We start from the raw sequence: 20,652 nt of genomic DNA, 5'->3' as shown, positions 1-20,652 counted from the left end.
CGCGCTGCGCGGGCCGGGCGCGGAGCATGGGGGTCAGGACGCGGGCTGGTCCCCGCGTGCGGCCTGCGCGGCCTGGAGGGCCTCGTCCCATGCGTGGGTCTGGCCCTTGCAGGCGGTCAGGACGTCGATGACGTCCTGGAGATGGTCGAAGGCGATCTGGTGCGGTCGCAGGACCGTGTAGCCGAGCAGCGCCGACAGGTCGCGCAGCCGGTCCTCCTCGGGAATCGGCTTGTCGAGCCCGTCGAACAGGGCCGTGATGGAGCTGAGGAAGCGCTTGCGCTCCTGCTGCCGGGGCAGGTGCTTGCCGTCGCGGAGCTGCTGGAGGAACGCGTTCAGCTCGTTCGGTGCGGCTTCGCGGGCACCGACGTTCATAGCCTTGCGGAATGCTCCCGCCAGGGCCTGCGGCTGGCCGCCCGCTTCGGCCCACTCGGCGCGGATCAGCTCTCTGATCTGCTCCGGAGTCAGCTCGTCCGAACCCGGCGCGGGCGGGACGGGGGCAGCGGCGCCTGCGGGGGCTTCGAGACGATCAAGGATCTGAGACGCCTGGTCGAAGGTCAGGTCCTTGCGGGACTCGACCTTCACGCCGAGGATGCGGCCGAGCTCGGCGCGCAACGCCTCATCGTCGGTGATGCCCCGGTCGGCCAGCGCGGCGTGGATCATGTTCATCATCGCCTTGGTCGGCTTCCGCTTCGCCGGGGCCGGCTGGTCCGGCTCGGCCGACGAGCGGCTGGGCGGGAAGACCTCGCCCTCCATCGTGGGCAGCGGGATCTTCTTCAGCTCTTCGATCAGCTCGGCGGCCTGCTCCTCGCTGAGCTGCCGGGCCGACTTGCGCTCCTTGAACAGCCTTTCCACGAGATCGAGCGCCTGCTCCTTGCTCATCTTGCGGTCGCGCACGAGCCCGGCGATCTCGCGGTCCTGGTCCCCGGTCAGGCCGCCGCTGGGGAACGACTCGCGGATGGTGACGGACTCGCGGACGGACTGAGCGGGGTTCTCCGCGTCCGCCTCGTCGGCGCGGTCCGGGTGAGTGGTCACCTCGGCCGGGTTGGCGGTCGGGTCGAAGTCGAGCCGTACGCCCTCGTCCACGGACATGCCGATGGCCATATCGAGCGCGGTCGGGATGGCCTTGACCAGCCGGGCCCGGATCATGGTGTTGTGCGTCGGCACCATCTCGATACCTGCCGCGTAGGTGCTGGTCTCACAGTCGACTTCGATGCAGCGCGTCGGCACCGAAGGGATCGGCTGGATGGACTTGACGCTGCGGTAAGGCCGCAACGCGCGGGCACGGAAGCGGTCGGCCTTGGCGGAAACCGTGGCCGGGCACACTGACGGACGCCATTGCACCGTGTAGGCCCTCACCGTCTTGCCGTAGCCGACGGCGTCACGCTCGGAGCGATTAACGACCTCTCCGAGGCTGCGCGCCAGCTCGGCCACAGCATCCGCCAGCCCCTTGTCGACACTCGCAAAGTGCACGCGGCCCCGTTCGGCGTCGATTGATCCGTCGCTGTCGATGAGCCCTCGGAGCAGTGCTATCCGCTGCTCGGCCGAGGCTCGGAGGTATGCGGCGGGGACGTGCTTGTGGCCAAGCACTCCCGCCGACCGCAGATCCCTGATCAGGCCACGTACGCCGATTCCGGCGGCTTTGCTGCGGGGGTCTGGTCGCACCGCGCCCACGGTGTAGCCGGATCGTGTGATGGCCGCTTTGATCTCTTCCAGATGATTAGCGTGGCAGGTGACGTGAGCATTGTCCTTCGCGCCGTTGCCCAGCCAGTAGCCCAACATCCAGGGATCGATCGGCAGGTCAACCGGCTCGGTGTCCAGCGGTCCGACGACGGGCATGACGACGGCCTTACCCGCCTGCTTGGCCGCGTGGAGGTCGGCGATCTGGTGGACGGCCCAGCCCTTGGTGGCCTTGTCACGGGAAGCGTTAGTGCCGATGCTGGCGAGCCAGTAATGCTCGGCGTCGCACACGATGGAAGCCCCATTGGCGAAGGTCACCCGGTAGCAGTCGATGTGCTTGACCTCGGAGACGGCGCGGACGGCGGCCGGGTTGCCGTACATGTCGAACACCTGGTCACCGACCTTGAGCTCGCCCATCGTGGACCATCCGCCGACGGTCGGTATCGGGGTGTCAACGGCGAGACCCTTGCGTGCCATCTCGTCGAAGTGGTCACGCCAGGGGCCGACGATTCCTCGATCTCTGCTCTTGGCCATCGCGAACTTGTCGCGATGCTCCTCCATCTCGCGGCGCGACATGGGCTCGGTGATGATGCTGTGGCCGCGCACCCGGGCGATGGCGTAGTACAGGACTGCCTCGCCGCGAGGACCGCCGTCGGCGGGCGGCTCGTGCTCCAGCGTGTCGCCGTCCAGCCCGTAGATGAGCTTGAACCTGTCGTTGGCGTAGCGAATGCGTGAGACGACGCCTTGCACGGCCGGGTGGCGATAGGCCAGGTCCACGTAGCCGCGGTAGCCGATGATGAGCTGGGCTTCGAGGCGGTTGTTCTCCCTGTAGTTCTTGAACGGCAGCAGCCAGGCGTGGCCAAGACCAGAGACACCGGGACGCAGTCCGAGCTGTGCGCACGTCATCAGCGCGCCGAGCACGGTCGGCGCGTGCGCCTGGGCCAGCTTCGGGGTCGCACGCAGGCTGTTCAGGGCGTCCTGCTTGAGCTGGGCGACCGTCACGCCCTTCGGCAGCGCCGCCTCGAACTCGGCGGTGTGCTTGCCGATGCGGGCGTTCATCTCTTCGATCAGAGCGGGCAAGGTGTCGCTCACGCGGCCTCCTCCGTGGTGTCGTCAGGGAGATCAGGCGGTGGCACCTGATCCAGCTTGTTGTCGGGCTTCACGTACGGCAGGCCCTTGCTCGACAACTGGCGCAGCGCGTAGTCGTAGCCGCCGTGCATCGCGCGGCGGGCGGTGCCCATGAACGCGCCGACCTTGGACAGCGCCAGCCGCTTACGGCTCTCAGCCGCGTCCATGCCGATGACGGCCGCGTGCAGCTCGGCCGCCAGTTCGGCGGGCAACTGCACGGTGGCCTCGCGGTCGATCTTCGGATGCAACTTGCGGACCGTGGCGTATGTGGCCGGGTGCTCGTCGAGCTCCGGCATCTCGTCCCAGAACACCGATGCCAGGAAGTCCTCGGCCGCGTCCCGCAGCACCTGCGCCTCAGCCGGGTCGTACTCGACGACGTACTCGCGGAACTGCAGGCGGCCGTCGAGCAGGACGAACCGCCACCGCTTCACTCCGAAGGCGTCCATGTACCAGACGACCTGCACTCGGTAGTAGATCGGCACCTCGTCTGTTCCCGGGCGGCCCCAGCCGGAGCCGTCCGCGTCCGCGTCGGTCTTGGCCTCGACTCCCTCGACCAGCACGCCGTCCTGGAAGCACAGGCCGTCCGGGCTGGCCAGGTGGTAGTCCCGATCGACGTGCACGTACGTGCCGCCCCGCCGCACCCGGAACTCCGGATGCTGGTCGGCGTACCACTTCAGCAGGGCGGGCTCCAGGTAGTTGCCCCGGCTCTGCGCGGCCGTGGTCGGGTCCGGCTGGACGAGCCCCTTCTGCAAGGCCCACTCCGAGTACGGCGACGACCACGGCGATTTCCCGATCACCGCGGCGATCGAGGAGCCGCCCAGCCGGCCGCGCCGGATCCGGCGTCCGCGGCGGCTGTCCGGGCGGTACCGGCCCAGACGGCGGGCGGTTCCCGCCATCTGGGTCAGCACGGCCGCTCCTGGCCGCGCCGCGGACTCGGCTTCTCCAGCGTGAACGGGCCGTAGTAGCGGTGCGCTTGCGCGATCTGAAGGTTGCCCGGGTAGTAGGCGCCGAACTCCGACCTCAGCGCGACGTAGCCGTCCTCGCATTCGCGGCCGTCAGCAGTGCAATCGAGGCAGTCGATTTCGCTGGCCTCCCACTGCTTGCCGTTCCGGTCGCGCCATGTGTCTTCCGGTACCGGCGGCCACTCGGCGGTGATCGATAGCCGGTGACGCACCTCGGCTTTGTCGGCGCGGAACCACGCATCGACCATCCGGCTGCCGGGCTGACCGATGCCGAACCGGTGCGGGTCCTTTGGGTCAACGTGGACGATCACGCCCCAGCGGACGATTTCGACGTGGTCGCCCTTGCGGTAGCGGGGGCCGCTCACTGGCTGCTCCCCTGTTCGAGGCGCTGCTTGCCGGGCGTCTTGAGGCGGAACGGTCCATACAGCTCGTCCGCTCTCTTGAGCCCGTCCTTGTCCTCGAAGCGGGCACCGAACTCGGACGTGAGGGCGAGGCCGTGCCCGTCATCCTCGGCCGCGTGGGCGAACCAGTCCTTGCCTGTGCCGTCCGTCCAGGTGTCGCCGGGCAGTGGCGGCCACTGCACGGCGGTCACCAGCGTGTGCCGGACACTGTCGTCGTCTGTCCGGAACCAGGCATCGACTGTCGCGCTGCCGCGCTGGCCAACGCCGAACCAGGCAGGATCGGCCTGATCGACGGCGGTGATCACCCCGCGACGCACGAACTCGACCTCGTCGCCGATCGAGTAGAGGCTGTCGCTCATCGCCCGGCCTCCCTTTCGAGTCGGACGCGGCCGGGGATTTCCAGGTGGAAGGTGCCGTGCTCCTGGATCGCCTTAAGCAGGCGGTCCTCGCCGGTGTAGCAGGCCCCGAACTCGCTGACCAGGATGATGAGATCAGGCCGGTCGGGGTCGGTCTCGACCTGGCCGAACCAGCGCTTGCGATTGCGGTCGAGCCACACGTCGCCGGGCAGCGGCGGCCAGTCCGCTGTAGCCACCAGGGCCTGGTGGATGCTGCGGTCGTCGGTGCGGAAGGACACCAGGCCCCGCTCACCGTGGCGGAGCTGGTAGCGGGCGGGGTCCTCCGGGTCGGCGCTGTCGATGACACCGGCGATGGTGAGCGTGACGTGGTCGCCCACGCGGTAGACGATCATCCGGCGCTCCCCCACGTGGTCCAGGGCGTGGAGGCCGGGTAGGGGGCCGGTTCCCAGCCCTTCGCCTCGGACTCCTCGTGCAGCGCGCCGAGCCACTCCAGGTGAGCGGCCAGGCCGTCGTCGTCCGACAGGAGCGGCGAGCCCATCACCGGGACACCTCCTGCTTCCTGGCCTCGACCTCGGACTGTCGGTAGAGCCAGCGGCCGTCGGGCTGCCGGTGCGGGTGCAGGCCGGCGAGGGCCAGGCGGCGCACCTGGCGGGGGGTGAGGTCGAGCATGGCGGCGGCCTGGGCGCGGGTGAGAAGCGTGGTCGTCACGCTCCCTCCCGGGCGGCGTTGAGGCGCTCCAGCAGCTCGGCGCGTAGCGTGTCCATGACCAGGTGGGACACGGGGCTGAGCCGCAGGCCCTCCTCGTACATGGCGAGCAGTTCGTCGCCGGACAGGGCGGCGGCCTGGGCTTTCATGTTGTCGGCGAAGGTGGCGCCGAAGGAGGAAGCGGGGGCGCCCGGGCGCCCCCGCTCCGGACGCGCTTCGGCTACACGATCGCTGTGAGGGGCGGTGCACTCCGGTGAGCGCGCGTCATGGCTAGCGAGTTCGCTAGCGGCTTGGAGGACGCTGGTCATGCGGTTCTCGTTTCGAGGTCGGCGGGGGCGGGGGTAGACGCCTCCGCATCGGTGCTGGAGGGGTAGGTCAGTCGGCTGGCCAGGTGCTCCACGGCCGCGCCCGCGGGGATGCGCAGAGCGCGGGCATGGATGCGGAAGTGGGCGATGTCGCCGCGCGCGACGAGGGCGTGGACGGTGCGGTCGCTGACGGCCATGAGCTCGGCGGCCTCGGCGACGGTCAGCAGATTCAGATCGGCGACTTCGTCGAGGGTGACGGGGACGCCCGCCTTGAGCTTGGCCAGGGTGTCGCGGTAAGGCCAGCTCAGCGCGGCATATAGAGACTCGCCCGAGAGTCCCGCGCCTGAGGGGCGGATCTTAGGGGCGGCAGTTCTCGCGGGCTGAGAGAGGATGACGAGTCCTGCCGCAACGAGCGCGGTGAGTACGTCCGGAGGGATGGTTCCTTTCGACTCGCGGAGGGCGTGCAGCACGGCCTCTCGTCGTTCCCGTCGTTCCCGTCGGGAGATCTCCGTTCGCTTCTTGCGCACGTGCGCACCCCCTCTCACGTGTTGTTGATCTTGGTTGAACTATGGTCACGCACTCGTCGAACATAGTGTGACTTGTGTGAGAAGGTCAACGCTTTTGCGCTCCTGTGTTCACACAAACCCACACACACGCGGGCGTACGTGTGAGTTCGTGTAGCAGATCGGCACACGTGTAGGCCAAAAGCCACACGCCTTGATACGGTGGCCGTCGGCGCGAAAAAACCGCAGTCAGATGACGAAGGGAGGGCGGCCGTGGCCACCAGCACACGCGGCGAGACCCTGCCGTACGCACAACAAGGCGCATTTCTCAAAGCCAAGCGAACGGCACGACTCGACGGCCTCAAAGTCGCCGAAGTCGCACGGCTTTTCGCCGAGATGACTCGCAGGAAGTTCAGCCGCAACAACATCGACCACTGGGAGTCCGGCCGGCGCGAAGCCGACGACCACCAGGTGGTCGTCCTCGCCCTCATCTACCGCAACATCGAGCCGAACGAACTCGAGCACGACATGGGCCGCCCCGGTGCCGCCCGCCTGCTGGAACGCGTACGAGAGCACGGAGCGCCGGAACTCGGCATCCCAGCGCCCCATGCCGTACCCGCCATGCACCCAGCGCTCGATCTAGACCAGCTCACCGATCGTCAGCGCCGCCAGATCCAGCAGATCCGCGCCATGCGCGACACCACCCCCACAGAGCAGGACCGCATGATCGCCTCACTGCTCAAGCACTACGAATCCACCGCCGACCTCGTCGACGTCCAGCTCGGCATCGACACCGCCTGAGGTCAGGCGTCGACTACCTTCGACAGCCACCCGGCGCGCGCCGCGTGCAGAGCGAGCTGAAAGCGCGTGTCCACGCCGGCCCGATCCATGAGCTGCTGGATTCGGCGAATCACCGTGCGCTTGGAGATGGTGAGCGTCGTGGCGATCTGCTGCTCAGTGGCTCCCCTGGCCAGATGCCGCAGGATCGTAATCTCCTGCTGAGTGGGCCTGGTGTCATCCGTTCCGTTGTTGCGCCAGGCCGTCCTGCGCGGCAGGGCCCGCTCCCAGAACACGTCGAACGTCGCCACCAGCGCGTCCAGCACCGTACCCGCGTGGACCAGCAGCACCGGCATCGTCTCCCCAGGGGCCTGAGGCACCAGCGCCTGGCGCCGGTCGCCGATGATCAGCTTGAACGGCAGCCTGTCGATGACGCGGACCTCGCACCCGCTGTCGGCCGAGTGCTGCGCGGCCGCGACGGCGGCCTCGTCCGTGAACGCCTCTTCCTCCACCAGAATCCGGCACCGCGGGTGATCGCTGGGGTCCACCACATGCCGATCCCCCGTGACGACCTGAAAGGGGGCTGTCACGAACGACAGCAGCTCGCTGCGGGCCGAGCCCTCGATGTGGCTGAAGGTCCGCCGGATGTGCGCTGGGTCGGTCAGCACTTCGACCGGCACGCCGTCGCTGTAGTGACGGCTGTTCGACTGGTAGAGCGCTTCATACTCGGACATCAGCGCCTCGGCCGCGTTGATGGCACGCTGCCGTTCCAGCAGCCGGCCCTTCAAAGCTAGGCCGGGGCGGGCTGCGGTGAGCACGTCTTCCCCGTAGATCAACCCATCATCGCGTAGCCGCTCGATGATGGCGCCCTCTGCCGGGTTGAGCGCGAAGGAGTCCGCACGCAGGGGCCCTTCGCGTAACAACAGACGGTAGAGCGCCTCGGCGTCGTCGTCGAGGCCGAAAATCTGGTACATGCCTTCCCCATGGCCTGGGCCCCGTCAGGCCGGGACCTGTTTCTACGTTCTGGCCGCCCTGCCAGATCTGTCAGCGGCGGCCTCTCGTCCATGCATGTGTCCCATGCGATACGCCCGATACGCCTTGGCCGCCCGACGCTGGGCGGGGTGGAGCCGGACCGCCAGCAACGTGAGAGGCAGCGCCACCGCGGCGACCCATCCAGCGAACAGCAGCATCTCGTCCCCGCCGAGGTGGCCACCCCCGGTGAGGGTGGCCGGACAGGCGATCCAGCTTGTGCCCGCCCCGATCGCGGATGTCAGCCAGGCACGATCGAATCGGCGTGGCCGGACATCCGCTGGGCGCACCGTCCCGATCACCAGCCGCCCATGTGCGCCTGCAGCGCAGCGGGCACCTCGTTAGCCTTGGCGTAGGTGACGCTCTGACTTGTCGTGGTAATACGCGTCGTGGTGATCGTCACCGACCCGTCACGGTTGACGACCTTGGTATAGGTGGTGCTGGTTGTGGTGACGGGCGCGCCAGACGGAGCGGTCGTCACAGGTGAACCCGCAGGACTCTCCGACGCGGCCGGCTCGGGGCTTACCGTAGGCCCCTGCGTGAGAACCGGCTCGCTGGCGCCGGTTGTAGCGGGAGCAGGCTCGTCATCGGCATAGGCCGCGGTCGCGGTGGCCAGTAGTACGGCCGCCCCTGCCGTGGCGAGCAGGGTCCGTGCGGTGCGGGACAGTCGAGGCAGCATGGTGGTGCCTTTCTCAGTTCGAGGGATTGTCCACATACAGCGGTTCACCTGCTGACGAACGCCAAGCCTGGATGTCAGCGATGTTTGTTACCGCTCGTGGAGGAATATGCAAATGGCCCACCCGTGTTCCTGTCCAGCCTTTCTGGCGGCACGTTCCAACCATGGCACCAAAGTGCCATATGGGACGCTACCAAAACTGTGTGTGATCGGTGCAGATTGTGAAAGAACGTAACGATCGACGCCAGAGGCGTGACGATGAAATTCATGCGTGACACAGTGTGGTGGTTCAAAGCTCAACATCCCTAAGATGAGGGACTGCCGTCATGATCGAATCCACCAGGGTGCTCGGCATGAGCACCCTGCTCACTTTCCTGCTCGCCGCCGCAGGCGAGCCGCCCCTGCCCATCGCCGGCACAAGCGTCGCCGTCATGGCCCTGCTCACCAGCGCATTCACAAAAAGGGTCGAGTCCTGGCCATCGCCGCCCCCCGTGCCCACTGAGATTGCCTACGAGGCGGGCCTGCGCGATGGCCATCGCAGCGCGCAGCGCCAACGCTGAGAATGGCACGCTCCAGGCCCGCGGCACGCCGACCTGGAGCGTGTTCCTACACAGAGCCGTCGGGAAGGTCGAAGCGCTGGCTCCCCCTGACGCCGGCGAGGAACACGCGCCACTCGTGCGGGGTGAACTGGTTGATCGGCCCGGCCAGATCAGGGCCCTCTCCGGCGGGAGACGATCCTGCTACCTCGATGCGGTTCCCCGACAACCGCACCCACACACAGCCCCCGGACTCCGACTGTGTGGCCTTACGCCATGCCTCCGTCAAATGCTCCTTGCTCGGCACGCTGCTCGTCATGCTGCTCGGCACGCACAAACTCCTCGCGGATCGAATCGATCAGATCGGCCGACGCCTCCGGCGTCAGCGCGACGCGGGTCAGATGCTCGAAGCGTCGCTCGTACTCCTGCGCAACGCCCGCGCCGAGATCAACGATCTCATCCACGCCACCCTCTCGATACAGCACGGTCCGTGCATCCTGCATTTGAAACAGCACGAAGGAGCAGGTCAGGCCCGCGTGTGCGCCGACCGAACGCGGCACCACGCGCAACTGCACCGTCGGCCAGCCGCCGACCTCAAGGAGATGGGCGAGCTGTTCCACCATCACCGCGGAGCGTCCGACTGGCCGATGCAGCGCGTCCTCGCTCACGATGGCGTCCACCATCAGTGGATCAGACTCATGGCTGAGGACCCATCGCCGGGCGATTCTCGCCCTTGCCCGCAACCGCACGAGGTCCTCCCCCTCCCATGGCCGGTCGGCGCTGATGACCTCGCAGGCGTAAGAGAACGTCTGGAGCAGCCCAGGAATCACCTGGGCCTGCCAGTAGCACAGGCGTCTGGCCTCGGTCTCATAGACGATGAACGGGCCGAGAACCTGACGGAATTCGCCGCGTCTCCACCAGGGCGTGCGCCGGGCATCGGTGATCAGCTGCAGGCAGAGCTCGCGGGTTCCCTCGTCCGCCTGGCAGAGGTCCAGGACGTCGCGTACATACCCAGGCGTGACTAGGGTCAGGCCGTTCTCGACCTGCGAGACCTTGCCGCTCGCGCACCCCAACCTCTGGGCGACCTGAGTAATGGTGAGGCCCCGCGCCAGCCGCAGAGCCCGCAGCTCACGGCCTAGCTTCTCCTGTTGTAAGGGCGGACTCATGCGCGGCATGCGGCGATTGTCCCGGAGCATCCGTTCGACGTTCCATGCCTGCACTTAATCGCGTTGAATTCGTAATCAGAAAAACTGGATTACTGTAAACCTTCTTGCCATCTCGCGCGTCTGCCCCAGCCTGGAGTGACGTACAAGAAAACCCCAGCACCTTCATGCCGGGGTTTTCGTGAGCAACGCAACCGCTGCGACCCTACGATGCCTCGCCCTCGTTGACAATGCGCTGGACCACCCGAACCGGGATACCCGTGATCTCGGAGATACGGTTCCGCGTCACCAGGCTCTTCTTCTCGGCGGCCGGAACGCCCTCAGGCGGGGCCGCCGCAACACGGATCGCGGCGTGCAGGCGAGTCGTCGGCTCGGCCATCGCCCGCTGGTACGCCTCGTCGGCAGCTTGTTTGGCCTTCGCGTACTCCTCTGCCACCGTCTGTAGATCCCGTTCCGCTTCCGCGCGCTGCTCTGCCGGGGGGAGCCGCCCGGGGTGTCGCCTGGCCATGGTCAGCATGGTAGTCGCCTGGTGCTCGTCGGCGATCTCCTTCACACGGCGGTGATATTCCTGCCCGGTCCAGAGGCTGTTGCAGCCGCCGGCCCGTAGGTCGCACTCGATGTACGTCTCCCCGGCCACCTGGATCAAGGCCCGCAGGTCGCAGGACGGGCATGGGCCCGTCAGGTAGTCCACCTGCACCCGCCAGGGAGCGAGTGCGTGCGCGGTCCGGCGCAGCCCGGCGAACTCGTCGCACATGTCGCCGACCCACGGCCTGCTGGCCGGCCATTCCAGGTCCTGGCCCAGCCACAGCGCGAGGGCGGTGATCGACATGCGGGTCGGGTACAGCAGCCCGCGGTGCTCGGCGGTGAGCCACACCCAGGACTTCAGGATGTGCTCGATGTGAGCGACGTGATCGAGGACGTCCAGCCTGATCGGCACTGGGGCCTCGCGGCTACCGGAGACTTTCGGCCCTCCCCCGCTGCCGGGTACGACGTGATAGGACAGCCACCGCTCAAGCGTGGGCGTGATCCGCACGTCGCGCTCCAGTCGCGTCTGGCAGGACGTGCAGATGAGCCAGCCCGATTCGGCCTGGCGGGGGCCCCGCTGTCCGCCGCAGCGGGGGGCAACACACAGCGGGGCCTCGCTCAACTCTCACGCTCTCTTTCCAGGCCACAGGAGGGGAGCGGCCTGAGTGATAGCGTAACCGCTAGCGCATACTAGTGGCGGCGGCCCGCATCACGCGGGCGATACTGGCTGCCGTCTGGCCCGGACGGTCCGCCCAGTTCGTGCCGACCACAGGCAGAGGGCCCTCCTCGGACGGGGCTGCCAGACGGCGCTCGATGAGGTAGGCGGCAAGCAGCTCCGCCGCCTGCCGGGCCATGCTTGCGCCGGGGAATCCGGACATGATCTCGTTGGGGAACAGGCCCGCCGCCGTGGCGATGGCACCGAGCGCGCACACCCGGCACTTGCGCATGTCGAGCAGTTCGTGTGCGGCCTGACGCCGGTCGTAGTATCCGCCCTGGTGGAGCCCGTTCAACTCCTGAACATCGGCGGCCTTGAGCAGCAGCATCCGTGCCTGTTCGTTCATGATCCCTTCCGGTAGTTGCCGGTGGCGGTCGCCACCTTCGTGTGGGTGACCTCGAAGCTGGCCAGCCAGGACGGCCCCCACCCTTCGTCGGGCTCTTGCTGCCAGCGCAACGTGTAGAGGATCTTGCAGGCGTTGCAGAACACCGCAACCCCCTCCCCTCCCCCCTTCTCTTCGTCGCCAGGCGGGTCCGGCAGTCGTGCCGCCCGGCCGCAGCACGGCATGACCGATATCCACCGGCCACCGCGGCTGCGTTCGGGGTAACGCTGGACGATCCGCCCCGGCTTCAGCAGCTCGGGCGTGACGTCCGCGCCCGGCCACAGCACCGGCAGCGGCGCCGGTCTGGCCACGTCCGGTTCGTCCGCCCGGGTGATGAGGTCGAACCCGGCGCCGCGCAGATGGTCGAGGATCTGCCCGGCCGCCAGCAGCGCGCCCTCCTCGTCCGGCACGAGGCACAGGAAGCGCAGGTGAGCCGCAATGGCGTACACATGCAGGCTGTAGTTCGGCACGGTGGCCACGCCGCTGCCGGCGAACCGGTGCCGGGCCTCGACAGCCAGCTTGCGGACGATGGCGGCGATCTCGATGTGGCTGCCGCAGACCACGGCCTCGTCGTCGTGGCCGGTGAGCGTGATCACGTACCCGTCCGGCGGGGAACCGTCGAACAGGTCGCCCAGGGCGGGATCGTCGGCCTTGAGCACGCGGACGTTGGTGGCATTCGCGCCCATCGTCACGGTGTGCAGGCCCATCACGCTCCTCCCGGCTGGGTGGCGAGCCAGGCGAGGATGTCCGCACGGGACATCCGCCACTCGGCACCCCACTGGGCCACGAACGCGAACTTGAACGCCTGATAGAGGGCGGGCCCGATCCGGTAGCCGTCCCCGCACACACACCGGAAGATCAGGTCCGGATCGTAGGTGGCGGCCTTGTCAGGCTCATACGGCAGCTCCTTGCCCGTGCCGGGGTCGAACACCACCTTGACCGTCCCTATGCAGGTACGGCAGGCCGCGTCCGCGCCGAGCGCGGCGATCAGGAGGCTGCGAGCGCAATCAGCCGCCCCGGAGCCGTTGTAGCCCCACCCCAGGCCGGTCGGTGAGTGGTGCGGCAGTTGCCCGACCACACCGACCTGCTCGCCGGCAGGGGTCTCAACGGCGATGAATGAGCCGCCCGTCTTGCGCCGGAAGCCGTGATAGATCACCTCGGGCGCGGTCATGCGATGACCTGATACGGGTCGGCCAACTTGTGCCAGGTGGCATCACCCAGCCGGACGAGGGCGTCGGGGTCGGCGAAGAAGTCGAGCGCCCAGTGGAGCGGGTTCCCGTCCTCCGAAGCGGCGCACACGGCCAGGCCCAGCCTGACGAGGTCGGCCACCTGGTCGCTGGTCAGGCCGAGCTTGGCGTACCGGTCGCCGTCGAGGTTGAACCGCTCGGTGAGCTCGGTCACGATCTCGCGGGCTGTCTGCCGGTCGGCGTCGGGGTCGTGCTCCTCGACCGGCTTGACGGCGACGACCTTCCCCTCGTCATCGCCCTCGAAGGAGTAGGTGACGGCGAATAGCCCCTGGCGGGCGCCGTAGTCGATCTCCTCTCGGGCAACCAGTTCCCCGCACATCAGAGCCGCGCGATAGACGGAGACGGGGTTCTCCTCCTCGCCGCTGACGGCCGTGGGGATGATGTCCACGTTGACGTAGGGATCGTCTGGCGCGGCACCGAGCAGGCCGACGACCTGCTTGATGCCCTCGCGGGAGATGTAGGCGCTGATGCTCATTGGCAGCAATCTCCTTCCAGGAGGCAGCCGTACCGGTCACACCGGTCGTGGGGGCAGTTCGGGCCGTGCGCGGACAGGCACCCTCGGGGATCGTTGAGGGCGATCGTCGCCGTCTCCCCTGAGGTCGGCTCGTCCTCGGGCTGTTGGGCGACTTCTCCGGACTCGTCAGGCGTGAGGTGGTCCGGCGCGGTCGGAGCAGCTACGGCGCGGAGGCGGAGCAAAGCGTGGGCGACCGCGCCCACAGGGCCGCGATGCTGGCCGCCTGCACGGAGGTACTCCGCGGCAGAGTCGCGCAGGAACGCGTATGACAGGGTGCCGTCAGCGTTGACGCTCTGCGCGACGGAGCTGTCGGTGAGGCGGGTGGCCATCTTGCGCACGATGGGATCGGTGGTGAGTTCGTCCACGGCGCGCAGGTAGTGGGCGGGTGCGCCGGTCACCGCTCCTCCCCTCGGTGGAGCGCAGCCTTGAGCATGTCCAGGCGGCGCTGGCCGAACTGGGGGATCTCCAGCAGTTCGGCTTCGCTCCGGGCGCGCAGCTCACCGATGGTCGTGATGCCCGCTCTCTTCAGGGGGGTGGTGACATGCCAGGTCAGGCCCGGCAGTGTCGCCGTGATGTCCGCGTCGGCGGGCAGGCCGGTCTGGGCGATGAGGTCCGCGATGGTCACAGCACCTCCCACTGGCCGGTCTCGGTGTTGAGGTAGCGGATCTCTGCCGAGCCGGCATCGGCCTTGGCCCAGTCAAGGGGCGCGAACCACAGCTCGCCGCCCTCCTCCCCCGGCGGGACGATGATCCGGCCGGCGTAGTCGAGGTTGCCGTCGCCGTCGTAGAGCCGCCACGGCGTGCCTTCGCCCGCCTTCAGACGGCGGGTGAGCTGGTAGTGCGTGGTGAGATCGGCGTTCGCCGAAGCGATGAACCTGTTGGCCCGGGACTCTTCGGGCCTGGTCGCGATGCGATCTTCGGTGATGATCCAGGCGTGGGGATCGGCCATCTCGTCATCTCCTTCGGTGGGTGGGGTGGTGCAGGAAGTGCGGCTGCTTGTCGCCGCCATGGATGCGGATCGCGTACTCCTCTTCGGCGCTGAGCACGATCGCCCGCAGGTACTCGATGCCTTCGAACAGGGCACGACGGATGCGGTGCCAGCCGTCGATCGGGAAGTGGCCCGCGTCAGCGATGAGAACGACGATCAGAGGCTCGTCCAGGTCCACAGCGTTCGCGTGGTCCCTGTCAGTCGCGATGAGGCTCAGGATGCCCGCCCAGTCGGCCGGGGCCAGCCTGCCGTTCGGCTCGCGTCCGGCGGCCAGCGCCTTGGCGGCGGTAACGTCCCAGGCGTAGGCCAGCATGTGGAACGTCTCGTCAGGTAGTGCGCCGGTCACCGCGCCGGGCCCGGCGGGTCGATCTCGCACTGCTCGGGACCGCCCGCCTGACGGATGGCGTCGGCGAGCTGGGCGTGCAGGTGGTGCGCCTCTTCGGCGCTGAGGGCGTGCCTGGGCAGGTTCAGGACGATGCTGGCGCCGGTCCAGCGGGCCATTACGTCGGTGCTGTCCCTGTCTTCCGTGCCGGGCGGCCGGTCCGTGCAGCAGATCAGCCAGTCCTGCACCATGGGGGTGGGGATGGCGTCTCGGATGAACAGGGTGAGCTTGCCGTTGTCGTCGCGGTCGAGCCCGATGAACCGGACGAGCATGCGCCGCGTGTACTCCTCGCGGTCGCCCCAGGTGATGGCGACCCGGCCGGTGTCGAGGTGGCTGGTCAGGTGGTGGATGGCGGAGATCATGCCCGCCGTGGTGGTGAGGTTGAAGCGAACTGCCACGATGCTCCTCTCATAGGGGGGCGGCCCCGCTTGCAGCAGGGCCGCCTGCGGTTTCGCTAGCGAATAGATGCCTTGGGGGTGGTGTCCAGGCGGGCGCCGCCCACGTCGGCGCGGCGGCCGGCCTCGGCGCCGCTGTGCCAGGCGTCGTTGTTGACCTTGACCTGGCGGGCTTGACGCAGCTTCGGGTAGAGCTTGGCGAACAGCGTGTCGACGACCTCGTCGTTCTTGAGGAGGACGAGCGCAGTGCTGGCCTCGCCGGGCTTGTCCTGGGCGGCCTGCTCGTCGGCGGCGTGCTTCTCGGCCGCTTCGAGCTTGGCGGTCGCTTCGACGATGAAGCCGAACGCCCACGAGCGGAGGTAGACGGTCTTCGACTCCCCCTGAGGGATGCGCTGCTGGGCCATGCCGCCGAGCATCTGCAGCAGCAGGCTCGGGTAGAGCAGCTCCAGGCGGTCCAGGTCGTAGGCGAAACCGACCAGCTCGACGGTGGCGTCCTTGCTTCGGGGGACGCGCATGGTGACACTGCGGCACCGCAGGGCCTTGGCGACGTTGTGGAGCAGGACGGTCTGTTCTTTGCTAAACGGATCGGGGCACGCGACCTCGCGGAGCTGGGGCTTCTCCCGCCCGGAGGAGAGGTAGCCGAGGCGGGCCTGGTCGATGCCGTACTTGGCCATGAGACCGCGGGCCGCGGCCATGAACGTCTCGCGTTCGTGCTCGTTGGTGGTGCCCTCGGCCTTGGTGAGTAGCTTGCGGATGCGGTTGAAGGTCTTCTTGCTGGCTTCGGTGGTCATGGGTCTCCGGTCTTCGGGAGTCGAGGCGTCCCCGCCGGGGGTAGAGGGTGGGACGCCGGGGTGATCAGTGACGGGTGGCGTTGCGGTCGTCGTCGGTGAACTCGCCCCCGCGAGAGACCATCCGTCCGGCGCGGGTCAGTGTCTCGGCGGTGCGGTGGGAGGAATACGACAGGGTGGTGTCCGCTCCGATCCCGATGTCGTCGGCTGCGGCGAACGCGTCCTGGTCCGCGCCGAGGAAGATGAACGTCCAGCCCTTCTTGCGCAGGTCCTCGATCATGCGGCGGATCTGGCGGCGGGAGCGCCACTCGCGGGAGGCGTTCTCCTCGCCGTCGGTCAGGATGACGACCGAGATGTTGCCGGGCACGTCGCCCTCGGGCATGGCGTCGAACTGGGCGCGCATGCTGGTGAGGGTCTTGCCGATAGCGTCGAGAAGCGCGGTCCTGCCGCGCGGCTGCAGGCGGTAGTCGGGGACGTCGGCCAGCGCGCGGTACTCGTACACCGCCTCGCACGTGTCATCGAAGTGGTAGAGCGACAGGAGGGTCTCGCCCGCGTTGGTGACCTGCTCGGCGAGGAACGCCTTCAAGCCCCCTTCGGTGTCGGCCTTGACGGTCTGCATGCTGCCGGAGCGGTCGAGGATGATCGTGATGTGGCGGCGGTCGGGGTTGGGCACGGTGGTTCCTTTCGTGGGTGAAGGTGAGGGGGCCCGGAGGCCGGGCCGGGGGTGTGTGGCCTGGTTAGTCGGTGAACAGCGTGCGACCGTCGAGGGTTTCGACGGTGGTGTTCGTCTCGGCGGCCAGGTCGTCGAAGGTGGCACGGTTGGTGTCCCACCATGCGGCGTCGACGGCCCGGTAGCCAGCGTGGGCGCCGTTGTTGTCGCGCAGGGTGAAGGCGACGGCCTGGCGGACATCCAGGACGACGCCGGTCTTGGGGCAGGTGATCTGCTGGGTGACGAGGTGCTTGAGGCTCATGCGGTCGGCGGCGGTGGCCGCTGGGAGTTCGCCGAGGAGGGTGCGCATGACGTCGTTCATGTGGCTCCGTTCCGGATGTGCTAGCGGTCACGCTAGCGGTCGTTGTGGGGTGCGTCGGAGGGTGGGGTGATCACTATGTCAAGAGTCGGTGCGAGGTTGCAATGACTCTGAGAGTGTTTGAGAGGTGCGTGTGAGCGCGGTTCTCCCGCGATGGGGGGGTGATCCTTCGGGGGTGGGGAGTTTGCGCGTGAGTGACGCTCTGAGAGGTTCTGGGGGTGTTGGGTTCTGACCAGGGGTTTTGATTGCGGTTCCGCTAGCGCAAGGTGTGCCGCAGTTGCGAAAACTCCGCATCGGCAGAAGACTGGAGCCGACCGTGACCCGCGACCCGACGGAGGCGACACCCCTCGATGGCCAGGAAAGCCGCGAAGTCTCAGCAAGAGCCGGACGCTCGCCAGCTCGCCGTCGTTGACGCTCCCAGACGCAAGCCGGTCATATCCAACGCGCAAGCGAAAACGCCAGTCGCGCGGCGCACGGCCCCGAAGGACCTGTACCGGCTCACGGTGCGCACCACACCCGAGATGAATGACAGGCTCACCGCCGCCCATCAGCGCTATCAGCTGGGGCCGCAGCCGATCGTGATCCAGGCCATCAACGCCTACGCTGACGCCCTCGACGTCCCCCGCGACCTCCCGATCCCCCGCCCGGAGGACCGGCCCCGCCGCGCGGCTCCCACGACGCAGGACCGCAGAAGCCGCAGCCCGAGAGGAGTCAGGCGGGAAGAGCCGCCGAAAATCGGCACTAGGCTCGACCCGCTGACCGATGCCCGTCTCACCGCGGTGTGGGAGCTCACCGGCGACGGCCCCGAGCGCATCGTCAACACCGCGCTCAATGTCTGGATGAGCCGCAGGGGAATCCGAGGGTCGGGCACCGCCTCGGCCTCGATCAGCGCGTAACGGCAAGCGGCAGGTCGGCCGCCTGCATGTCCACCAGGTGCACGACCATTTGCTTGGCGAGCGCGACCGGGTGCCTGGCGAACTCGTCCCAGCCGACGAACACGTTCTTGGCCTCCCTCACCGGGCCGAGCACGCCGGGCCGGAACAGATCCGCCAGAACGCCGGCGGGCTCCGTCCGGGCCACGGTGTAGGCCGTGCTGGAGTTCTGGAGCTGGGGGCACCACTCCAGAGACAGGCTGATGCAGTCGCGGCAGGTGGGCGGCGCGTTGGTCAGTCGATCGACCTCGCTGGCGACGAAGTTGGTCTTCGTGACCACGTAGGAGATCCTGCCCGTCTCCGGGATCACCGCTGATCTCCGGCACACCTGGCAGAGGTTCTTCCGCATCATCGTCCACTGCCGCTTGTGGTTGAGCATGCGCCAGATCGGGTCTCCGCGCATCGTGTCGTGAACGCGGCCCAGGAGGATGCCGCGCCGCCAGTCCGTGCGGGGATTGACGTTGATGTGCTCCAGGCGCATTCCGCCTTCGGATCCTGCGTGCCGCCTGAAGATCAGCTGCTGATAGACCGCCTCCGCCGTCCTGGCGAGAATCGCCGGGACCGGCATGCCCGCGGCGGTGCGGTCAATCACTGCACCTCCAGCTCTTCGCTGAGGCGCACGCCCTGCGGATCCACCTCCCCCGCCTCCAGGAGCATGCATAGCCGCTGCCTGTTGCCGATCTCGGCCAGCGCGTCTTCCAGGCGGATGAGTTCTTCTTCTGGTCCCCAGCCGTATGCCATCTTTTCGTCCTCGTCACGCTGGGGGCGCCCACGGGTAGATGGGCCCCCGGGTTTCGGAAAGCCATTAAATCGCAACCTTAGCGCTTAAGCGCTAAGACGCTAAGGGGGAACGGCGCTATAGCCCTGATGTCATCGCGATGTGACCTTGGACCACACAGCTGATCGCCCGCTGTTCAAGCAGCTCGCCGACGCACTGCGCCAGAAGATCCGTGCAGGCGCTCTCGCGCCGGGCGACAAGCTGCAATCCCTGCACCGCATGGCGGCCGAGTACGGCGTGGGCGTCGCCACGGTGGAGGACGCTCTCGCCGAACTGCGCGGCGAAGGGCTCATCGAGTCCCGCAAGGGCGTCGGCAGCTTCGTCTCGGCGCAGGTCGAGCGCCAGACCGTCGTCTTGGAGGGCCCGGCCTTCGTCCACGCGCGCATGCCGACGCCGGACGAGCGGCGCGACCTCGGACTGCCCGCGCAAGGCGTGCCCGTCCTGGTGGTCGAGGAGGACGGCCAAGAGCGCGTGCTCCCAGCCAACCGAACGAGGCTGGAGATCCCGCCCCGCTAACTACCTGGGGCGGCGCAGGCCCTCCCGGCTCGCGATACGTGCGAGCTCCTCCACCTTGATGCCGAGTCTGCGGGCGATGTCCACCGTAGACTCGGCGGTCGGGTACGAGGCGCGCAGGTCCGCCATCTGCTCGTCCGTCAGCCTGACCTTCGGCAATCGGCCCTGGCCCCGCCGGTTGGGCCGGTGGACGCCGGCGTCGGACGCGAGCCGGTAGACGGTGGCCCTGCTCACGTCGAAGTCGGCCGCGATTTCGGCCACGGCGCTGTCCAGGTCCTCGGTGTAGCGGCGCAGCAGCTCCGAGCGTTCTTCCTGCGCCAGCGGCGGCTTGAGCCCCGCGTCCGCATCCTGTTCGGAAACTGGCCGCGACTGCTGGTCCTGCCATCGGCCGTGCAGGTCGGCGATCAGGTCCTGCACGGCCTCTCCCTGCACACGCGCGTACCGAGTGGACGCGCGGGGAACCGTCAAACCGGACAGCCTGCGGGCCTTCCAGCCGACAACGGCGCCGGTCGCATCGCTGCGGATAGGCTCGATGCTGCCGATCCGCTCCCCTGCCACGAGCACCGTCTTGCGCACCGAGCCGCGCCGGGGGTCGAGCTGGTAGGCGTCAAGCTGCGCCGAGCTGTACCACTCGGGACGCCGTACAGGGTCGGTCATGGCGGGGCCTTCGCTCGGGAGGGGTATCCCGATGATCGTAGACCTATCCGCTGGCCGCCTGGCCGCCTTGACGCGGAGTGGAGGGCAGCCGTGTGGGGCGGCGGACGAACTCCCGATACGCCCGGCGGAACTCGGCGTCGGCGAACCGCTGCTGCAGCTGGCGTCGGCGCTGCTCGATCACGTCGGCGTCGGCCGCGCCGAGGGCCAGTGACTCATACAGGAGCATGGAGCCGTGCCCGTCGGATAGCAGTCCGCCTTCAGGCCGGCAGCCGTGGGGGCAGGCCATTGCTTCGGCGGCCCCCCACAGGCGGCAGATCATCGGGCGGTCGGCGTAGACGGAGCAGCGCTCATCCTTGAGGGCGGGGCAGGTGTAATCGCCTTCACGCGCCGCCTGGTCTAGCTGGTCGTCATGGTGCGGGATGGTGACGCCGCGGGCGCGGATGCGCTGCCGCTCGCGCGCGTTCATGTCGATCGGGCCGCACGAGTCAGCGCACAGCCCTTTGCAGTTGGGCTGCGGTACCTGCGCGTACAGGTCGGCCAGCCTGGCGTCCATGTCGGAACGTCTCATCAGGTTCTCCGGGAGGGGGAAGC

General features: G+C 68.2%; 34 protein-coding genes. 4 read left to right on the top strand and 30 right to left on the bottom strand.

Features of this window, described 5'->3' with window-relative positions; genetic code table 11:
- Nucleotides 1–33: 33 nt before the first annotated feature.
- From ACIA8R_RS29775 to ACIA8R_RS29735, 9 genes are all read right to left on the bottom strand, one after another.
- Nucleotides 34–2,769 carry a recombinase RecT gene (locus ACIA8R_RS29775; protein ID WP_397041439.1) on the bottom strand — a complete coding sequence of 912 codons (2,736 nt, stop codon included), beginning with the start codon at nucleotides 2,767–2,769 and terminating at the stop codon, nucleotides 34–36.
- Complete coding sequence (locus ACIA8R_RS29770; RefSeq protein ID WP_364343139.1) at nucleotides 2,766–3,713, bottom strand: YqaJ viral recombinase family protein; 948 nt, start codon at nucleotides 3,711–3,713, stop codon at nucleotides 2,766–2,768. The genes ACIA8R_RS29775 and ACIA8R_RS29770 overlap by 4 nt, the downstream gene beginning before the upstream one ends.
- Nucleotides 3,707–4,132, bottom strand: coding sequence for a hypothetical protein (locus ACIA8R_RS29765; RefSeq protein ID WP_397041438.1), 426 nt, complete (start codon nucleotides 4,130–4,132; stop codon nucleotides 3,707–3,709). Before ACIA8R_RS29765 ends, ACIA8R_RS29770 begins: the two co-directional genes overlap by 7 nt.
- Nucleotides 4,129–4,527 (bottom strand): hypothetical protein, encoded by a 399-nt coding sequence (locus tag ACIA8R_RS29760; protein ID WP_397041437.1) that lies wholly within the window; start codon nucleotides 4,525–4,527, stop codon nucleotides 4,129–4,131. The genes ACIA8R_RS29765 and ACIA8R_RS29760 overlap by 4 nt, the downstream gene beginning before the upstream one ends.
- Complete coding sequence (locus tag ACIA8R_RS29755) at nucleotides 4,524–4,916, bottom strand: hypothetical protein (RefSeq protein ID WP_397041436.1); 393 nt, start codon at nucleotides 4,914–4,916, stop codon at nucleotides 4,524–4,526. The genes ACIA8R_RS29760 and ACIA8R_RS29755 overlap by 4 nt, the downstream gene beginning before the upstream one ends.
- The gene (locus tag ACIA8R_RS29750; RefSeq protein WP_397041435.1) at nucleotides 4,913–5,062 is read right to left on the bottom strand and encodes a hypothetical protein; all 150 of its coding nucleotides are present in this window, start codon (nucleotides 5,060–5,062) and stop codon (nucleotides 4,913–4,915) included. The genes ACIA8R_RS29755 and ACIA8R_RS29750 overlap by 4 nt, the downstream gene beginning before the upstream one ends.
- The gene (locus tag ACIA8R_RS29745; protein ID WP_364343131.1) at nucleotides 5,062–5,232 is read right to left on the bottom strand and encodes a helix-turn-helix domain-containing protein; all 171 of its coding nucleotides are present in this window, start codon (nucleotides 5,230–5,232) and stop codon (nucleotides 5,062–5,064) included. The genes ACIA8R_RS29750 and ACIA8R_RS29745 overlap by 1 nt, the downstream gene beginning before the upstream one ends.
- Nucleotides 5,229–5,378 carry a hypothetical protein gene (locus ACIA8R_RS29740; protein WP_397041434.1) on the bottom strand — a complete coding sequence of 50 codons (150 nt, stop codon included), beginning with the start codon at nucleotides 5,376–5,378 and terminating at the stop codon, nucleotides 5,229–5,231. The genes ACIA8R_RS29745 and ACIA8R_RS29740 overlap by 4 nt, the downstream gene beginning before the upstream one ends.
- Nucleotides 5,379–5,533: 155 nt before the next feature.
- On the bottom strand, nucleotides 5,534–6,061 hold the full coding sequence (locus ACIA8R_RS29735; RefSeq protein ID WP_397041433.1) for a helix-turn-helix domain-containing protein: 528 nt from the start codon (nucleotides 6,059–6,061) through the stop codon (nucleotides 5,534–5,536).
- A gap of 249 nt (nucleotides 6,062–6,310) precedes the next feature.
- Here ACIA8R_RS29735 and ACIA8R_RS29730 point away from each other — a divergent pair, with 249 nt between their 5' ends.
- Nucleotides 6,311–6,838, top strand: a complete 528-nt coding sequence (locus tag ACIA8R_RS29730; RefSeq protein ID WP_397041432.1) for a hypothetical protein — start codon at nucleotides 6,311–6,313, stop codon at nucleotides 6,836–6,838.
- A gap of 2 nt (nucleotides 6,839–6,840) precedes the next feature.
- Here ACIA8R_RS29730 and ACIA8R_RS29725 read toward each other — a convergent pair whose 3' ends face one another.
- Complete coding sequence (locus tag ACIA8R_RS29725; RefSeq protein WP_397041431.1) at nucleotides 6,841–7,788, bottom strand: LuxR C-terminal-related transcriptional regulator; 948 nt, start codon at nucleotides 7,786–7,788, stop codon at nucleotides 6,841–6,843.
- A 353-nt stretch (nucleotides 7,789–8,141) separates the two neighbouring features.
- The gene (locus ACIA8R_RS29720) at nucleotides 8,142–8,324 is read right to left on the bottom strand and encodes a hypothetical protein (RefSeq protein WP_397041430.1); all 183 of its coding nucleotides are present in this window, start codon (nucleotides 8,322–8,324) and stop codon (nucleotides 8,142–8,144) included.
- Between the two features lie 521 nt (nucleotides 8,325–8,845).
- Here ACIA8R_RS29720 and ACIA8R_RS29715 point away from each other — a divergent pair.
- Nucleotides 8,846–9,079, top strand: coding sequence for a hypothetical protein (locus ACIA8R_RS29715; protein ID WP_397041429.1), 234 nt, complete (start codon nucleotides 8,846–8,848; stop codon nucleotides 9,077–9,079).
- A gap of 46 nt (nucleotides 9,080–9,125) precedes the next feature.
- Here the strand turns inward: ACIA8R_RS29715 and ACIA8R_RS29710 are convergent, their stop codons facing one another.
- The 15 genes from ACIA8R_RS29710 to ACIA8R_RS29640 all read right to left on the bottom strand — a co-directional run bounded on the left by ACIA8R_RS29710 (nucleotide 9,126) and on the right by ACIA8R_RS29640 (nucleotide 17,184).
- A complete protein-coding gene (locus ACIA8R_RS29710; RefSeq protein WP_357700093.1) occupies nucleotides 9,126–9,374 on the bottom strand; it encodes a DUF397 domain-containing protein in 249 nt (82 codons plus the stop codon).
- On the bottom strand, nucleotides 9,325–10,230 hold the full coding sequence (locus tag ACIA8R_RS29705) for a helix-turn-helix domain-containing protein (protein WP_397041428.1): 906 nt from the start codon (nucleotides 10,228–10,230) through the stop codon (nucleotides 9,325–9,327). Before ACIA8R_RS29705 ends, ACIA8R_RS29710 begins: the two co-directional genes overlap by 50 nt.
- A gap of 193 nt (nucleotides 10,231–10,423) precedes the next feature.
- On the bottom strand, nucleotides 10,424–11,251 hold the full coding sequence (locus ACIA8R_RS29700; protein ID WP_397041427.1) for a hypothetical protein: 828 nt from the start codon (nucleotides 11,249–11,251) through the stop codon (nucleotides 10,424–10,426).
- A gap of 172 nt (nucleotides 11,252–11,423) precedes the next feature.
- On the bottom strand, nucleotides 11,424–11,804 hold the full coding sequence (locus tag ACIA8R_RS29695; RefSeq protein WP_397041426.1) for a hypothetical protein: 381 nt from the start codon (nucleotides 11,802–11,804) through the stop codon (nucleotides 11,424–11,426).
- The gene (locus ACIA8R_RS29690) at nucleotides 11,801–12,547 is read right to left on the bottom strand and encodes a hypothetical protein (protein ID WP_397041425.1); all 747 of its coding nucleotides are present in this window, start codon (nucleotides 12,545–12,547) and stop codon (nucleotides 11,801–11,803) included. Before ACIA8R_RS29690 ends, ACIA8R_RS29695 begins: the two co-directional genes overlap by 4 nt.
- Complete coding sequence (locus ACIA8R_RS29685; RefSeq protein ID WP_397041424.1) at nucleotides 12,547–13,011, bottom strand: DUF6166 domain-containing protein; 465 nt, start codon at nucleotides 13,009–13,011, stop codon at nucleotides 12,547–12,549. The genes ACIA8R_RS29690 and ACIA8R_RS29685 overlap by 1 nt, the downstream gene beginning before the upstream one ends.
- Nucleotides 13,008–13,562, bottom strand: coding sequence for a hypothetical protein (locus tag ACIA8R_RS29680; protein WP_397041423.1), 555 nt, complete (start codon nucleotides 13,560–13,562; stop codon nucleotides 13,008–13,010). Before ACIA8R_RS29680 ends, ACIA8R_RS29685 begins: the two co-directional genes overlap by 4 nt.
- A complete protein-coding gene (locus ACIA8R_RS29675; protein WP_397041422.1) occupies nucleotides 13,559–13,999 on the bottom strand; it encodes a hypothetical protein in 441 nt (146 codons plus the stop codon). The genes ACIA8R_RS29680 and ACIA8R_RS29675 overlap by 4 nt, the downstream gene beginning before the upstream one ends.
- Entirely contained in the window at nucleotides 13,996–14,226 is a 231-nt protein-coding gene (locus ACIA8R_RS29670) for a DNA-directed RNA polymerase subunit alpha C-terminal domain-containing protein (RefSeq protein WP_397041421.1), read from the bottom strand. Before ACIA8R_RS29670 ends, ACIA8R_RS29675 begins: the two co-directional genes overlap by 4 nt.
- Nucleotides 14,223–14,549 (bottom strand): hypothetical protein, encoded by a 327-nt coding sequence (locus ACIA8R_RS29665; RefSeq protein ID WP_397041420.1) that lies wholly within the window; start codon nucleotides 14,547–14,549, stop codon nucleotides 14,223–14,225. The genes ACIA8R_RS29670 and ACIA8R_RS29665 overlap by 4 nt, the downstream gene beginning before the upstream one ends.
- Before the next feature lie 4 nt (nucleotides 14,550–14,553).
- The gene (locus tag ACIA8R_RS29660; RefSeq protein WP_352365935.1) at nucleotides 14,554–14,901 is read right to left on the bottom strand and encodes a hypothetical protein; all 348 of its coding nucleotides are present in this window, start codon (nucleotides 14,899–14,901) and stop codon (nucleotides 14,554–14,556) included.
- 29 nt (nucleotides 14,902–14,930) lie between these two features.
- The gene (locus tag ACIA8R_RS29655) at nucleotides 14,931–15,368 is read right to left on the bottom strand and encodes a hypothetical protein (protein WP_397041419.1); all 438 of its coding nucleotides are present in this window, start codon (nucleotides 15,366–15,368) and stop codon (nucleotides 14,931–14,933) included.
- A 56-nt stretch (nucleotides 15,369–15,424) separates the two neighbouring features.
- Complete coding sequence (locus ACIA8R_RS29650; protein ID WP_397041418.1) at nucleotides 15,425–16,156, bottom strand: DUF2786 domain-containing protein; 732 nt, start codon at nucleotides 16,154–16,156, stop codon at nucleotides 15,425–15,427.
- Nucleotides 16,157–16,220: 64 nt separating this feature from the next.
- Nucleotides 16,221–16,826, bottom strand: coding sequence for a hypothetical protein (locus ACIA8R_RS29645; protein ID WP_397041417.1), 606 nt, complete (start codon nucleotides 16,824–16,826; stop codon nucleotides 16,221–16,223).
- Between the two features lie 64 nt (nucleotides 16,827–16,890).
- Nucleotides 16,891–17,184 carry a hypothetical protein gene (locus ACIA8R_RS29640; protein ID WP_397041416.1) on the bottom strand — a complete coding sequence of 98 codons (294 nt, stop codon included), beginning with the start codon at nucleotides 17,182–17,184 and terminating at the stop codon, nucleotides 16,891–16,893.
- A gap of 347 nt (nucleotides 17,185–17,531) precedes the next feature.
- Here ACIA8R_RS29640 and ACIA8R_RS29635 point away from each other — a divergent pair, with 347 nt between their 5' ends.
- Complete coding sequence (locus tag ACIA8R_RS29635; protein WP_397041415.1) at nucleotides 17,532–18,077, top strand: hypothetical protein; 546 nt, start codon at nucleotides 17,532–17,534, stop codon at nucleotides 18,075–18,077.
- Here the strand turns inward: ACIA8R_RS29635 and ACIA8R_RS29630 are convergent.
- The gene (locus tag ACIA8R_RS29630; protein WP_397041414.1) at nucleotides 18,067–18,705 is read right to left on the bottom strand and encodes a hypothetical protein; all 639 of its coding nucleotides are present in this window, start codon (nucleotides 18,703–18,705) and stop codon (nucleotides 18,067–18,069) included. The two genes, ACIA8R_RS29635 and ACIA8R_RS29630, sit on opposite strands and share 11 nt — an antisense overlap.
- On the bottom strand, nucleotides 18,702–18,854 hold the full coding sequence (locus ACIA8R_RS29625; protein ID WP_397041413.1) for a hypothetical protein: 153 nt from the start codon (nucleotides 18,852–18,854) through the stop codon (nucleotides 18,702–18,704). The genes ACIA8R_RS29630 and ACIA8R_RS29625 overlap by 4 nt, the downstream gene beginning before the upstream one ends.
- A gap of 139 nt (nucleotides 18,855–18,993) precedes the next feature.
- On the opposite strand from ACIA8R_RS29625, the gene ACIA8R_RS29620 reads away from it, so the two are divergent.
- Nucleotides 18,994–19,407 (top strand): GntR family transcriptional regulator, encoded by a 414-nt coding sequence (locus ACIA8R_RS29620; RefSeq protein WP_364343069.1) that lies wholly within the window; start codon nucleotides 18,994–18,996, stop codon nucleotides 19,405–19,407.
- Here ACIA8R_RS29620 and ACIA8R_RS29615 read toward each other — a convergent pair whose 3' ends face one another.
- Nucleotides 19,408–20,061 carry a hypothetical protein gene (locus ACIA8R_RS29615; RefSeq protein WP_397041412.1) on the bottom strand — a complete coding sequence of 218 codons (654 nt, stop codon included), beginning with the start codon at nucleotides 20,059–20,061 and terminating at the stop codon, nucleotides 19,408–19,410. It abuts the gene before it with no gap.
- A 43-nt stretch (nucleotides 20,062–20,104) separates the two neighbouring features.
- Nucleotides 20,105–20,614 (bottom strand): YkgJ family cysteine cluster protein, encoded by a 510-nt coding sequence (locus tag ACIA8R_RS29610; protein WP_397041411.1) that lies wholly within the window; start codon nucleotides 20,612–20,614, stop codon nucleotides 20,105–20,107.
- Between the last annotated feature and the right edge of the window lie 38 nt (nucleotides 20,615–20,652).

This window comes from Nonomuraea sp. NPDC051191 (assembly GCF_044455665.1).
Classification (GTDB): Bacteria; Actinomycetota; Actinomycetes; order Streptosporangiales; family Streptosporangiaceae; genus Nonomuraea.
Note: the sequence above shows the minus strand (reverse complement) of the source record. Positions and strands in the feature narration are given on the sequence as shown.

Coding starts and splice junctions, on each gene's coding strand:
- ACIA8R_RS29755 (WP_397041436.1), bottom strand. CDS start 4,916: ATGATCGTCTACCGCGTGGGCGACCACGTCACGCTCACCATCGCCGGT.
- ACIA8R_RS29740 (WP_397041434.1), bottom strand. CDS start 5,378: ATGAAAGCCCAGGCCGCCGCCCTGTCCGGCGACGAACTGCTCGCCATG.
- ACIA8R_RS29715 (WP_397041429.1), top strand. CDS start 8,846: ATGATCGAATCCACCAGGGTGCTCGGCATGAGCACCCTGCTCACTTTC.
- ACIA8R_RS29660 (WP_352365935.1), bottom strand. CDS start 14,901: ATGCTGGCCTACGCCTGGGACGTTACCGCCGCCAAGGCGCTGGCCGCC.
- ACIA8R_RS29710 (WP_357700093.1), bottom strand. CDS start 9,374: ATGACGAGCAGCGTGCCGAGCAAGGAGCATTTGACGGAGGCATGGCGT.
- ACIA8R_RS29750 (WP_397041435.1), bottom strand. CDS start 5,062: ATGGGCTCGCCGCTCCTGTCGGACGACGACGGCCTGGCCGCTCACCTG.
- ACIA8R_RS29665 (WP_397041420.1), bottom strand. CDS start 14,549: ATGGCCGATCCCCACGCCTGGATCATCACCGAAGATCGCATCGCGACC.
- ACIA8R_RS29615 (WP_397041412.1), bottom strand. CDS start 20,061: ATGACCGACCCTGTACGGCGTCCCGAGTGGTACAGCTCGGCGCAGCTT.
- ACIA8R_RS29680 (WP_397041423.1), bottom strand. CDS start 13,562: ATGAGCATCAGCGCCTACATCTCCCGCGAGGGCATCAAGCAGGTCGTC.
- ACIA8R_RS29625 (WP_397041413.1), bottom strand. CDS start 18,854: ATGGCATACGGCTGGGGACCAGAAGAAGAACTCATCCGCCTGGAAGAC.
- ACIA8R_RS29725 (WP_397041431.1), bottom strand. CDS start 7,788: ATGTACCAGATTTTCGGCCTCGACGACGACGCCGAGGCGCTCTACCGT.
- ACIA8R_RS29705 (WP_397041428.1), bottom strand. CDS start 10,230: ATGCCGCGCATGAGTCCGCCCTTACAACAGGAGAAGCTAGGCCGTGAG.
- ACIA8R_RS29650 (WP_397041418.1), bottom strand. CDS start 16,156: ATGACCACCGAAGCCAGCAAGAAGACCTTCAACCGCATCCGCAAGCTA.
- ACIA8R_RS29610 (WP_397041411.1), bottom strand. CDS start 20,614: ATGGACGCCAGGCTGGCCGACCTGTACGCGCAGGTACCGCAGCCCAAC.
- ACIA8R_RS29640 (WP_397041416.1), bottom strand. CDS start 17,184: ATGAACGACGTCATGCGCACCCTCCTCGGCGAACTCCCAGCGGCCACC.
- ACIA8R_RS29760 (WP_397041437.1), bottom strand. CDS start 4,527: ATGAGCGACAGCCTCTACTCGATCGGCGACGAGGTCGAGTTCGTGCGT.
- ACIA8R_RS29695 (WP_397041426.1), bottom strand. CDS start 11,804: ATGAACGAACAGGCACGGATGCTGCTGCTCAAGGCCGCCGATGTTCAG.
- ACIA8R_RS29690 (WP_397041425.1), bottom strand. CDS start 12,547: ATGGGCCTGCACACCGTGACGATGGGCGCGAATGCCACCAACGTCCGC.
- ACIA8R_RS29685 (WP_397041424.1), bottom strand. CDS start 13,011: ATGACCGCGCCCGAGGTGATCTATCACGGCTTCCGGCGCAAGACGGGC.
- ACIA8R_RS29635 (WP_397041415.1), top strand. CDS start 17,532: ATGGCCAGGAAAGCCGCGAAGTCTCAGCAAGAGCCGGACGCTCGCCAG.